A 13,062-nucleotide genomic window follows, 5' to 3' on the forward strand; every position below is an offset into this window, starting at 1 on the left:
AGTTCAACCACACGGGGGATCTCGCTCTTTCTCGTGCCTAGTTCTATGCACGAACTTCTGAGAGGTTCTGATGGCGGCCGATTATGACAAGCTCTTTCGGTCAGCCGAGGGTATGGAGCCTCCCGACGATGAGCTTGCATTGACGGACTACGACGCCGATCCCTCGTATCCGCCACCGCCGCCACCGGCTGACACAACTGAGCCAAACGGCCAGAATCCGCCCCCGGGGCCGATCGAGCCGACCAACTGGCCGCAGCAGTTTCCGGAACTCTCAACCGAACCCGCACCCCCATCGCCAGAATCTCCACCGGCGCCACCGGAACCACCACCATTCCCCGAGGAGTCCGCCGGACCCGCGTCGGCTCCGATGCCGGCGAGCGGCGCTTCCGCCGCGCCAACAAAACCACCCGGCCCACCCATGCCCATCGGCGGACCGCCGCCGGCACCACCCACACCGCCCCCACCGCCCCCACCGCCCATGCCCATCGATGAACCGCCAGCGGCGCCTCCCGCACCGCCTCCGCCCCAGGCGTCCACCGAACCGCCGCCGGCACCGCCCACACCACCCCCACCGCTCATGCCCATCGACGCGCGCCGAACCTCGACCGAACCAGCATCGGCGCCAATGCCGGCCAGCGGCGCTTCCGCCGCGCCAACAAGACCGACCGGCCCACCCATGCCTATCGGCGGACCGCCGCCGGCACCCCCCACACCGCCCACACCGCCCCCACCGCCCATGCCCATTGCCGGACTCCCAACGGCTCCGCCCGAACCGCCGGCGCCCCCCACGACCAACCGACCCCCCTCACCGCCGGTCAACCCGCCGACAGGGCGGATCCCCGTCGAGTCCCCGCCCGAAGGGCCGCCGACGGCGATACCGACCAACGGACCCGCTTCGGGGCCAACCAAACCACCGCCACCCCCAGGCGTGGCCGGCGCACCGGGACCACGACCGCAGACGCCACCCGATCCACGCCGTCGCCGCGCGCGGCCCGACGGGTCCCAGCGACCGACACCACCATCGCCCGAACCACCAACTCAGCCTCCGGCACACCCTCGACGCGCGCGCCGAGCTCATCGCTATCGCGAGGGCGCCGAAGATGCCAACGATGCACTCGGATGGTCCGTCCCATCGCGTCCGCGCACTGATGAAACACGGCCGGCCCCCAACGTCCCCAATCCCACGGCCAGGGCGCCGGTAGTGCCGTCGCCATCCAGTGAATCCGACCTGGCTTCGCCCGCCGAACCCAGAACAGTGGCAATCGCAGCGCCGGCCGAAACTCGCCCCGATCGCAGCAGCGGACGCAAGCGACGCGCAGGAAAGGCGGCCCCTGCTCAGCGACCCGCCACCGGCGACGAACCCGACACTCGCCGCGCCCAGGGCAGCGCACCTTCCGCCGGCGAGCGGCGAAAGGCGAAGAAGCCGGCCAAACCGGTGTCGAAACGCGGTTGGCGACGTTGGGTCCGTACGTTCACCCGGATCAACCTTGGCCTCTCGCCCGACGAGCGATACGAGCTCGACCTACGCATGCGAATAAGCCGCAGCCCCCGCGGGTCGTATCAGATTGCCGTGCTGGGTCTCAAAGGTGGCGCGGGCAAGACCACCACGACGGTCACCTTGGGCACCACGTTGGCGCAGGTGCGGGGTGACCGAATTCTGGTCCTCGATGCGGATCCGGGCTGCGGAAATCTCGCTGATCGGGCGGGCCGTTCTTCGGCGTCCTCGATCGCAGATCTGCTGGCGGACAGACACCTGACGCACTACAACGATGTCCGCGCACACACCAGCGTCAACGCCGCGAATCTCGAAGTACTGCCGGCAGCCGAATACAGCGTGGCCCAGCGCGGGCTCAACGGCGACGACATGCGCGTCGCCGCCGATACGGTGTCAAAGTTCTACAACCTCGTCTTGGCCGACTGCGGAGCGGGTCTCTTCGACCCGGTAACAGGCAGCGTGCTCGCATCCGCGTCTGCGCTCGTGATCGTCACCAACGTGTCGGTCGATAGCGGGCGGCAAACGGCGATCGCGCTGGATTGGCTGCGCAACAACGGACGCCAGGATCTGCTCCGCCGCGCCTGCGTGGTGATCAACCATGTGACACCGACCGAAACCAACATCTCGGCAAAACAATTGATGCGGCAGTTCGAACAGCACGTGCAGCCAGGCCGCCTTGTGGTCCTGCCTTGGGACAGCCACATCGCGGCCGCAACTGAGATTGAATTCGACCTGCTCGACGCCGTCTACCAGCGGCGGATTCTCGAGCTGGCCGCGGCTCTATCCGACGATTTTGAAAGGGCTGGACGCCGTTGAGCGCACCTGTTGCCGTTGCTGGCTCGACCGCTGCGGGGACCAGTCCCGCACGACCCGCGACCACCCGCGTGACAATCCTTACCGGAAAGCGGATGACCGATTTGGTGCTGCCGGCCGCGGCGCCCATGGAAACGTATATCGACGAGACCGTCGCTGTCCTCGCCGATCTGCTCGAAGATACCCCGCCAGATGTCCTCGCCGGCTTCGACTTTTCCGCGCAGGGCGTGTGGACCTTCGCCCGGCCCGGATCTCCACCGCTGAAGCTTGACCAGTCACTAGACGATGCCGGGATTGTCGACGGATCCTTGCTCACGCTGGTGTCGGCAAGCCGGACAGAGCGCTATCGGCCACTCGTCGAGGACGTCATCGACGCGGTCGCAGTACTCGACGAATCGCCGGAGTTCGACCGCCCCGCACTGGAGCGCTTTATCGAAGTGGCAATCCCGGTGTTGGCTATACCGGTCCTGCTGGTAGCGATTCGCGCGTGGTGGGAGACCGGGCGCAGCTTGTTCTGGCCACTGGCGATCGGCATCGTGGGCATCACTTTCCTGGCTGGCAGTTACGCAGCAAACAGGTTCTACAAGAGGGAGACCCTTGCCGCGTCCCTGCTGATCACGGCCTACACCGTGATCGTGGCCGCAACAGCGATAACCATCCCGCTGCCGCGTGGGGTTAACTCGTGGGGCCCGCCGCAACTTGCCGGTGCCGCCACCGCGATCCTGTTCTTGGCGCTGATGACGCGCGGGGGCCCCCTGAGACGTCATGAGTTGGCTTCGTTCGTCAGGGTTACCGCGATCGCGGTGATCGCGGCAGCGATCGCCTTCGGCTACGGTTACCAGGAGTGGGTGCCCGCAGGAGCGATTGCGTTTGGGCTGTTCATCGTGACGAATGCGGCCAAGCTGACCGTCGCGGTGGCGCGGATCGCGCTGCCGCCGATTCCCGTTCCCGGCGAGACCGTCGACAACGAGGAACTGCTCGATCCCGTCGCGACCGACCAGGCCACTGGCGATGAAACGCCGACCTGGCAGGCCATTATTGCTTCGGTGCCCGAGTCCGCGGTTCGGCTTACCGAGCGCAGCAGACTGGCCAAGCAACTGCTGATCGGGTATGTCTCCGCAGGCACCCTGATTCTTGCTATGGGGGCGATCGCAGTCTTGGTCCAAGGCCACTTCTTCGTGCACAGCCTGGTGGTGGCGTTGCTGATCGCGGTGATATGCGGTTTTCGATCGCGGCTTTACGCAGAGCGTTGGTGCGCGTGGGCTTTGCTGACAGCGACCGTCGCCATACCCACAGGTGTCGTTGTCAGGCTCAGCCTTTGGTTCCCGAATTACGCGTGGATAATGCTGACTATCCACCTCGTGGCAGCTGTAGTGGCACTGGTGATAATCGGATCAATGGCTGGGGTTCGCCGGATCTCTCCAGTGGCGAAACGGATGCTCGAGCTCGTCGACGGCGCGATGGTCGCGTCGATCATTCCGCTGCTGCTGTGGATCACCGGCATCTACGACACGGTGCGAAATATCCGATTCTGAGATATCGCTGTTCGGGGCTCATCCAGCGGGCCATTGGCAGTCTGCCAAATTGACGCAGTTCGGGCTCGCGAGGTCGGGTAAAATTTGCTGAATGGGAATCGTCGAGACGGGATCCAGTCATGGTTGAGCCACTCGCCGTCGATCCTGCTCGTCTTGGTGCCGCAGGGTCCCAGCTTGCCGGACTCGTATTCCCGGCGCCTCCGCCACCCCTCGCGGCCGGCGGAGGTGATGTGGTGTCGGCGGCGATCAACGAGACCATGCCGGACATCGAATCGCTGGTGTCCGACGGCCTGCCGGGCGTGAAAGCCGCGTTGACGCGAACGGCGTCGAGCATGACCAACGCGGCGGACATCTACGCGAAGGCCGACCAGTCGCTCGGCGAAGCCTTGACGCAGTTCCAGTTCGGCTCCGGAGACCAAGCATCGGCCGCGGCAGCCGGGGCGGGACAATCCGCCGCGCGCCATTTAAGCGCGCCTGCGGGGGCAGCCGCCCAGCTCGGTGAGGCGGTTGCCCCACAGGTTGCCGAGCTGACACCACGGGTCGCTGCGACGGTGCCGCAACTGGTTCAGCTCGCCCCGCATGCCGGTCAATTCGCTCAACAGGCGTCTCCGATCGTCCAGACGATTAGCCAGACAGCGCAGCAAGCTGGCTCACAGGGCGGCGGCGCCATGCCCGCACAGCTGGCCGCCGACACCACGATGGATCAGCCGGCTCAGAGCGCGCGGTTGGTCGACGACACAACGCCGGTCGACGAGGGCTCGACCGATGATGAAGGCGGGGTCGCGGACGAAGCCGCCGCCGGCGACGGCGCCTTGGGGAGCGCACCCATTGACGATGCGGCCGGTGGTAGCGCACCGGCGGGTCCGCTCACTGTTCCAATCGTCTAGGCCGATCATCGTCTAGGCCGATCTAGGTCGGCGATTCTCGCGGTAAGCGGCGCGGCTGCTATTCGACTCACGACGCTTCGGACAGGGCGCTGTCGAGCAGCCCGGCGACGTATCGCCAGTACAGCCAGTCGGCGACGGCCGCACGCTGCGCCTCCGGTTCGGTCGCAAGATGCGCCTGATGCAGGGCGATTTCTTGGGAGTGGAGAGCGTAGGCACGGAATGCCCGCAGGTGTGCGGCTTCGCGACCGGTCGCGGTGCTGGTCATCGGCTTCATCAGCTCGAACCACAGCATGTGACGTTCGTCGTCGGGGGCGTTGGCATCCGCCGGCGCGGGCGGGAGCAACTCGATCAAACGCGAATCGCTAGTGTCCGCCAACTGAGCCGCCGCCGAAGGATCCACCACCTCCAGCCGGGAACGGCCGGTCATCTTGCCGCTTTCCGGGATGTCGTCGGGTTCCAGCACGATCTTGGCCGCGCCGGGATCGGATTGCGCCAACTGTTCCGCCGTACCGATCACCGCCCGCAGCTTGAGGTCGTGGAAAGCGGCCCAGCCCTGCACGGCCAGCAACGGATAGGTGGCGCAGCGCGCCATTTCGTCGGCCGGAATCGCGTGATCGGCACTAGCCATATAGACCTTGTCCGGCAACTGCACCCCGTCGGGCAGATAGGCCAGACCATAGCTATTGGCGACGACGATCGAGCCGTCGGTGGTGACCGCGGTGATCCAGCAGAATCCGTAGTCGCCCTCGTCACCAATATCGGGCGCGTTCAACGCCGCGGCGATGCGGCGCGCCAACCGCAGCGGATCAGCCTTGCCGCCTCGGCGGGTGGCGGCGGCAGCGGCGTCACGCGAGGCACGTGATGCCGACACCGGGACCACCGGCGTTGGCGTGACGGGATCCCCCGCCTCGGTTTGTTCGGGGCGATCGGTTGGTTCGGGCGAGCGAGGACTCGCCGGAGGCGCGGAGCGCACAGACGCCGCCCGCGTGGTCGGTGTCGATCCCTCGCTGCCGGATGACCCCAGCGGCGCACGCCCCGACGCCGCCCGCAACCCTGCGCCAGAGCCCGCGGCCGGTTGTGCACTTGGCTTCGCGCCCGTTGCCCCGGCCGCGGCGCCCGACGGTACCGCGGTCACCCCTCGCCCGGCGGCCGGCATCCCGGTCGCAGCGGCGGGCGCTGCCCCGGCTGGTGGCGAGTCGTCTCCAGACGAGGCCCCCGATGACGGACCACTCGCAGCCGGCGCCTGCGTCGCAGCCGCCGGCTTCACCTGAGCTGCCGGTTGATCCGCCGGGGCGGCCGGTGCGCCCGGATCCGCGGGCGTGGATGGCGTCCCAGGATGCACCGGCGTGGCCGGCTGGTGGGGGGCTGGGGATGGTGCCGGACTGGGTTGCGGGGTCGAACCGGGTGGCGGGGCAGGGCCTGGCGCAGGGGCGGGCGGTGGGACGGGGCCTGGCGCAGGAGCAGGCGCCGGACCGGGCGTAACGGGAATCGCAGGTTCGCTTGGGGTTGGTTTGCCCGGTTTGCCGGGTTTGCTGGGTCTGACCGGACCGCCCGGTCTTCCGGGGGTGATCGGGCCACCCGGGTGTCCGGGGGTAACCGGAGGAATCACCGGTTGGCCCGGAGCTGGCGTGCCCGGAGTACCTGGAGCACCAGGCGTAAGCGGGGGAACCGGCATCGGGTTCACCGGAGTCACGGGTGCACCCGGACTCGGCTCAGCCGGAGTTCCCGGATGCGCCGGCGTCGGCGGGGGTACCGGCGGCGTCGGGGTTGGCGTACCCGGGGCAGGACTACCGGGGGCCGGCACTACCAGAGTCGGTATCTCCGGCAGCGGCGGTGTTTTCTGGTGGAGCAAGTCTTCGAGGGCATTCTTCGGCGGCTTCCAATTCCTCGATGCGCGGACCTGCTCAGCGGTTTCGGCTACCACGCTGGCGTTGGCCTCGTGTGCAGCGCTAATCAGTGACTTAATCGCCGCATTGCGCTCATCAGCATCCAACTCGGGGTCGTTTTCCAGGATCATTATCTCCCGGTGAGTGCCATCGACATTGTTGCCAATGTCCGCCTTCGCTTGCGCAACTAGCCCACCGATATGCCGATGCCAGGTGATGACAGTCGCAAGATAATCCTGCAGCGTCATCATTTGATTGATATTTGCGCCAAGCGCGCCATTGGCGGCACTGGCCGCCCCACCGGACCAAATACCGCCTTCGAAGACTTCGCCACGCTGACGCTGGCAGGTCTCCATCACGTCGGTAACATTCCGCAGGACCTGGATGTACTCCTGTGCCCGGTCGTAGAAGGTGTCTTCATTGGCTTCCGGCCACCCGCCCGGCTCTAGCATCGGCACGGCGTAGGCACCTGCCGGCCTGGTAATCCCCATGCCTAACCGCCCCCCAGCGACGGCCGGGCGGCATCGATCGCGGCGGTCGAGCAGAAGACCGCAGCGGACCGCTGAAATGGCGTGCCCGCCGCGGCCCTGGAGCAATTGGCGATGGCGTTGCGTCGCGTGCGCTGACCCTGGTACCGCGTCGGCCACTCGATGGTGCCGGACGTCATGGTTAACTAGCGTAACCGACGTAAAGACCAGCTAAACGCACTAATTTGGTTCGGCCGACGGTCGCCGGATCCGGCGAAACGACGCGTTAGGGCGTGGTCCGCCAGGAGGCCGCCGGCGGGTGATTCTGCCAAGGATCGAACGCTCCTACGACTCGCGGGGGCTAAACCATCCGCGAATGATCACCCTCCAAGGGCGCCGTGGCCGACACGGACACCGTCATCGAGTCCGACGCCGGAACCAAGCTCCCTCTCGAGGAGGCGTTTGATCTCTGCGGTGGTCTGTTCAATCGAGTGGGCGCGTTCGTTGGTGTCGAGCGCCAAGGCGGAGACCGATCGGAGGGTGGATTCGAGGGATGCGACGTATTCCCGCATGGCATCAGCGAACACTTGCTGCGTTTCACCAATGACTTTGAGCGCGGCATGGATATCGGCTTGCGCCTTCTCCAGTGCTGCGACATGTGCTTTTTCCGATTGCTCGGAATGCATTGTGACGACTCCATTCCCCAGCCCCGAGAGACCCTAGAGTGCAATCCTGGGCCTCTCCGGTGAGAACGCTGCTAGCAAGCTGTGAGCGCCTGGGTGTCCCATGTCCGTTGTACCAGGGCTTATGCGGGACCTTGCTCCATCGCTTGATTCATCGCGGCCAGGGCCGCGGCCAGTTGCTCGCCCGCGGCGTCGTTGTAGGCGTTCGCCAGCGATTGGGCATTCTGCAGCGCCTCGTTGACTCGCGCCCCGACTGCCTCGGCGCCCACCTCCTTCAGCAGACCATCGTCAATACGGACACCGGTGAGCCATTGGTGTCCGTTGATCGTGACCTCGACGGACTCCGCGTCGTCGGTGCCACGAAAGGAGCCCTGGTTCATCTGATCGAGCGTCCCGCCCACGGCCGACTGAAACCGTGCCGTCAGGGTCAACGCTCGGGCGGCCTGCGGGTTCATCTCCATGTTCACTTCGCCTCCTTGCTGTCTTGGCGACGGCGGTTGCCGATGACCGCCTCGGTCCACTCCCGGTCCTCGGTGTAAAGCGCCTCGTCGTCCTGCTGCGCGCCTTTGGTTTTCGCACCGCCCTTACCCTGGGCGCCGGCACCCATGGGCATCCCCATGCCGCCGCCGCCCATCATGCCGCCGCCGGGTCCCCTCCCCTGGCCGACGCCGGCGATGTCACCTGCTGCAGCGGGTCGCACAGATTCGGCGTTCCCGATCGCCGGGCCCAACGGCATCGACGGCGCCCCGCCGCCTCCGCCACCGCCGAGCGATGCCGCCTTAACCGCCAGGTCACCGGGCATGTTGGCAGCTGCCTCTCGTCCAGCTGAGGTGAGCTCTGCCGCCGTCCCGGCGGGGAGGCCGCCGCCCGCCCCGGTCGCGGGCATCATCGGAGCGGCGGGCATTCCGGCGCCGGGGGCACTACCGTCGGCCGGCGGCATGAACACCCCGGGTATCAAACCCTGCTCCGCCGGGGGCGGAGGCGCATCGATCTTGATGGCGGCGGGAGGCTTCGGCGGATGAACCGGCTCGAGGGAAGCCTTGTCGTTGTATTCCATCAGCACTTCTTCTGACTTTTGCTGATACTCCGCATAGAGCTTGATGGCTTCGTTCTTGTAGGCCGGATCTTTCGATAGCTCTTCGAGTTTGACGATGTCCGCGAGGGTCGGATGTGACTGCCGTGCCCAGTAATGCAATTTCACGACGAATGTCGCCTGTTCGGCCAGCGCGGCACTCAATTTCGCCATGTGGATCACCCACTGTCGTTGTTGCTCGAGTGATTCCTCGCAAGCTTCGGCCGCGTCGCCTTCCCAGGCTTGGAAATGCCGGAATCGCTGGAGGGATCCCTGCAACGTGCGATTGAAACTGTCCCAGAAATTCGCGAAGTCGGCGAACGTCGAGCCCTGATCTCCGGTCTCGAGTTTCGTGGCTGCCGATTTCAGGTCCGTGAAGTCGGGTTCCCCGGACGCGGGCGCGGTCTGTGTGTCGGCGAGCCTCGCGCTCGGATCGTCGCCCCCGGTTCCAGCCGTCTCGGGCGCGACCTCCCCCTCGCCGTCGTTGTCCAAGGCTTCCGCGGCTTCCTCGTCCACGTCCCCGTAGGCCTTCGCCGCGTTCCGCAGCGACTGCGCCAACCGTTCCCGCTCCCGTTGACCCGCGTCGAGGTAGGCCCGCATGTTGTCGGCGGACAGCACCAGCTGTTCGGCCGCATTGCTGGCAGCCTGGAGGGCGCAGGGTGCGGCGGGGACGTCGGTTGGTGGGTCTGCCATGGGTTCTTCCACCTCGTTGGCCCTGGCCAACAGTTCGTCCTGCTCCACCGTCATCGACTGCGTCATGTCGGATCATCCTCCTTAGTGCTACAGCCATTATCGTCGCTAAATCCGGACGTTGATGCACCAAAATCAGAAGCCGCCGCGACGCCGGTTGTGTCGCGCTTGCCCCCAAAATCAAGGGTCGGCGAGGCAGCCGGTAGCCGCTATCCGTCCGCATATTTTGGGAGGGCCATCTGATAGCGGCTTTCCTCCGGCGGGGAAACCCGCCTTAAGAGTCTGCGCAGCCTGGCGTTGTAGCGGCTGTGGGCGGGCTGGCTCCCGGCCGCGCCGCACGTTGTGAGCAGATGGCGGCCGATCTTTGCCAGACTTCCGTATGCCATCGCGGACCGGCAACACGGCAGGTCCTTTGCACCGACCTTGTCCACCGCCGCGGCGCCAGAGTGGAATACGCCGCGGCAACGAGGTCAACCGCGATCGCCAAGACTCAACAACCGCCGCCGCAGCCGCCGGCCCCGGCGAAGCTGTCGCCTCGGCCTCTTACTTTTTGCCGCGGCTACCCACATGTAGGCAGACCAGCCGGGACAGCCCATCAACCCAGTAGCGAACATCGAAACTCTTGATCTTTCCACCGAGCCCGAGGATCTCGTCACGGTTCGCGAACCATTTCGCGAAGAAGAACTCTTCGCAATGGCCGCAGACAATGCCGTCGATAATCTTTTGGCGACAATCCTTTGCGTCGGGATGTTTGAGCCACTCGATATCGACAAAACCTTTGTCCACCGCATAGGCGAACACCCCGCTCGTGTAGTCGTGCTCGTCGATCTCACGGCGCCACGTCGTGGTCAGATTGCCAATCCGGCCCATGTATTGAGCGAGAATAGCGGCGGCCCGCACTGCCCCAAGATCGGTCGTCTCGAACCGAGAAGAGCACATCAGCTGCAGGTCGGTATACATCACCATGCCCATGTTGTACGGCATGACGAGATCGTGCTCGACCATGCTCATCATATCGGGGTGATCGTTAAAAAGATGAGAGAGCCGGTACATGTTGGCCCAGACCCTACAATCGTAGGCAAAGATGTCGGCAAACTCGGCGTACCGGGGATAGGTTCTTGTCCGCTGCATCAAAGTCGAGTAATAAAACCACAACGCTTCTAACGTCTCCGCCTCCAACGGGGTCGAAGCTTTTTGTAACAACGCCGGATCGATCGCGTTCACGCCACCGCGGCCCTCGATGATGTCGAGAAGGGCATCGAGAAATTCTTGACGGCCATGGTGATCTGCAACGTCATCGATCACGGCATTGATGATGACCATCAGGATCACCGAGTCGATGACATGGTCGTACAGCTCGGCGTCGATACTCGGCAGCGAGGCCATCTCGGCTGCGGCTCTGCACCAGATCCACAGATAGGGATCGCGGTGATTCACGCGACTAAACCGCTCAACCCAACCGTTGACATCCTTCGACAGGGTGATTTCCGTCATCACGACCCGCTGCAACTCTCGCACGAGCGGCTCATCGCCACTAAGCTGCGCCAGATAGCTGCCCGAAGCACCCTCAGGCATCGCTCGCGGGGAGAAGGCTTGGCTTTGACCCCGCAGCCCGAGGCTAGCGGAAGGGTTGTGCCCGCGTCGCTCCTCCGCGGCAGCAGAACTGCCCACACCAAGGCCTAGTACATCAGCTTCACCGAGGATCGCCATCGAGGATTCCCCGCCTTCCCTCGTCAATAACTGACTCACACACGGACAGCATTGGAACGTGAGAATGCCCCGGCGTCGCCATCAATGCTCCCGGCGGCAAACCAGGTGCGATAACGCCATGAGATCCTCCGACTTCACCGCATCGGGCAGTGCAGCCACAGCGGCTTGGATCCGTTCATCGGCAAACCGTTGCGCAGCGCGCCGGCCTCCGGCGAGCTCGACAAGCGCAGCAGCCCGATCAACGTCGCTCTGGGTCATATCGGCGCCGTCCGCATAAAGCGCCGCCAATTCGATTGCTGCCTCAGATCCCGAATTCAGGGCAGCAACAACCGGCAGCGTTGCCTTGCGCCGGGCAAGATCGCTGCCGACCGGTTTTCCCGTCACACCGGGGTCACCCCAGATGCCAATCAGGTCGTCCACGAATTGAAAAGCGAGGCCCAATTCATGGCCAAACCGCCCCAGCGCCGCGACGGTCGCGTCATCCGCTTTTGCGCTCAAAGCCCCCAAAGCGCAACAACAACCGATGAGGCATGCGGTCTTGCCCGCCGCCATCCGTATGTAGTCATCGACCGTCACCCCCAAGCGCCCTTCAAATGAGCAATCCTCATTTTGACCGACGCACAACTCCACACACGTCGCCTCCAACCGCATAATCGCCTTGACCGCAATGGACTGGTCGCGCAGGTCGGCCAGTATCTGAACTGCCGCAGCGTGTAACGCATCGCCCAACACGATCGCGTCGCTCGTTCCCCAGACGCTCCATACCGTCGGTCTTCCCCTGCGGGTTCGATCGCCGTCCATCACATCGTCATGCAACAACGTAAAGTTGTGCATCAACTCGACAGCCGCCGCAATCTGGGCAGTATCACCAACGTCACCACCGGTGCACGCCGCTGCCGCTGCAAAAACAAGAGCGCCACGAAGCGCCTTGCCTGCAGAACCTTCCACCGCAAGTGACCTATCGGCGTCCCACCAACCAAGGTGATAGCCCGCCATCGTCGCCAACGGCTCGCGCATAGACCCGACGGCGCTGCGCAACACCGGCTCACAATCACTTCGAGCGCGTCGCAACAACGCCAGCCCCACATCAGCAGCAGCATTGCGACAAGTCGTGCTCAGACCCACGACGCCTCCCAGGCTTGACTACAGCGGCTCTACGACGTGTCCTTGACCGTGGCCGCCAACCGGTCAACGGATCCAGCCCCGATGCGTGGCGTCTAGCCGGGTCCGCCGTCCCCGCCCGCACCGCCGAGACCACCCGCGCTGCCGACCGCGCGGTCGCGGCCCATGCCCGGGTCGCCACGCCGCCGCCACCAATACCGCCGCCACCGCCGTCACCGCCGCCAGCGCCGAAACTCAAAAAGCCGGCGTTGTCGCCGCCGTCACCGCCGTCGCCGCTCCTCGCGCCGTTGCCACCTGCCCCGGTGGTGCTGGAGCCGCCGTCCCCACCGGCGGTGCAACCCGCCACCACCGCATTGGCCGCACTGATCATCGACTCGATACCGGCCGAATCACCCGCCGCTGCTGCCACCATCTCCGGGCGACCACCACAAACGACATCCGACCAACCTCCAACAATCGGCGGGTGACCCACGACGGACACGACCCGATTCCTGACAAATATAGGACATGTCTGTTCTTTATGTGTTGAGATTCATCAATGCCGGGGATTCAGGCCCGCAGGTGGACCGGTTGATCGGGTGCGACCGGTTGGTCCGAGGCATTACAGCGCATCGCCCATCGGACCAGCGCGTCGAGCGTTGCGCGAACTTACCCGTCCGAAAAATACGCATGTATGCCTACCGGATGAGCCGGATGAGTCTG

The 13,062-nt window shown here is 65.2% G+C and carries 11 protein-coding genes; 3 read left to right on the forward strand and 8 right to left on the reverse strand.

Annotated features, from left to right (window positions below; genetic code table 11):
- Positions 1-70: 70 nt before the first annotated feature.
- From F6B93_RS23875 to F6B93_RS22290, 3 genes are all read left to right on the forward strand, one after another.
- Positions 71-2,311 carry a MinD/ParA family ATP-binding protein gene (locus F6B93_RS23875; protein ID WP_211697021.1) on the forward strand — a complete coding sequence of 747 codons (2,241 nt, stop codon included), beginning with the start codon at positions 71-73 and terminating at the stop codon, positions 2,309-2,311.
- A complete protein-coding gene (gene eccD / locus F6B93_RS22285; RefSeq protein WP_211697022.1) occupies positions 2,308-3,843 on the forward strand; it encodes a type VII secretion integral membrane protein EccD in 1,536 nt (511 codons plus the stop codon). The genes F6B93_RS23875 and eccD overlap by 4 nt, the downstream gene beginning before the upstream one ends.
- A 119-nt stretch (positions 3,844-3,962) precedes the next feature.
- Positions 3,963-4,730, forward strand: coding sequence for a hypothetical protein (locus tag F6B93_RS22290; protein ID WP_211697023.1), 768 nt, complete (start codon positions 3,963-3,965; stop codon positions 4,728-4,730).
- A gap of 67 nt (positions 4,731-4,797) precedes the next feature.
- On the opposite strand, the gene F6B93_RS22295 is transcribed toward F6B93_RS22290, so the two are convergent.
- The 8 genes from F6B93_RS22295 to F6B93_RS23530 form a co-directional block, all read right to left on the reverse strand.
- Positions 4,798-7,107 (reverse strand): secretion protein EspK, encoded by a 2,310-nt coding sequence (locus F6B93_RS22295; RefSeq protein ID WP_211697024.1) that lies wholly within the window; start codon positions 7,105-7,107, stop codon positions 4,798-4,800.
- Positions 7,108-7,109: 2 nt separating this feature from the next.
- Positions 7,110-7,283: a hypothetical protein gene (locus tag F6B93_RS22300; RefSeq protein WP_211697025.1), complete on the reverse strand. Its 174-nt coding sequence runs from the start codon at positions 7,281-7,283 to the stop codon at positions 7,110-7,112.
- A gap of 180 nt (positions 7,284-7,463) precedes the next feature.
- Positions 7,464-7,769 (reverse strand): hypothetical protein, encoded by a 306-nt coding sequence (locus F6B93_RS22305; RefSeq protein ID WP_211697026.1) that lies wholly within the window; start codon positions 7,767-7,769, stop codon positions 7,464-7,466.
- 119 nt (positions 7,770-7,888) lie between these two features.
- Positions 7,889-8,227, reverse strand: coding sequence for a YbaB/EbfC family nucleoid-associated protein (locus F6B93_RS22310; RefSeq protein ID WP_425518574.1), 339 nt, complete (start codon positions 8,225-8,227; stop codon positions 7,889-7,891).
- A 2-nt stretch (positions 8,228-8,229) separates the two neighbouring features.
- Entirely contained in the window at positions 8,230-9,597 is a 1,368-nt protein-coding gene (espB, locus tag F6B93_RS22315; protein ID WP_211697028.1) for an EspB family ESX-1 secretion system-associated protein, read from the reverse strand.
- Between the two features lie 474 nt (positions 9,598-10,071).
- Positions 10,072-11,238 (reverse strand): hypothetical protein, encoded by a 1,167-nt coding sequence (locus F6B93_RS22320; protein WP_211697029.1) that lies wholly within the window; start codon positions 11,236-11,238, stop codon positions 10,072-10,074.
- A gap of 81 nt (positions 11,239-11,319) precedes the next feature.
- A complete protein-coding gene (gene idsB, locus F6B93_RS22325) occupies positions 11,320-12,375 on the reverse strand; it encodes a geranylgeranyl diphosphate synthase IdsB (protein ID WP_246541178.1) in 1,056 nt (351 codons plus the stop codon).
- Positions 12,326-12,841: a PE family protein gene (locus F6B93_RS23530; RefSeq protein WP_211697031.1), complete on the reverse strand. Its 516-nt coding sequence runs from the start codon at positions 12,839-12,841 to the stop codon at positions 12,326-12,328. The genes idsB and F6B93_RS23530 overlap by 50 nt, the downstream gene beginning before the upstream one ends.
- Positions 12,842-13,062 lie beyond the last annotated feature (221 nt).

It is taken from the genome of Mycobacterium spongiae (assembly GCF_018278905.1).
GTDB classification, from domain to species: Bacteria; Actinomycetota; Actinomycetes; order Mycobacteriales; family Mycobacteriaceae; genus Mycobacterium; species Mycobacterium spongiae.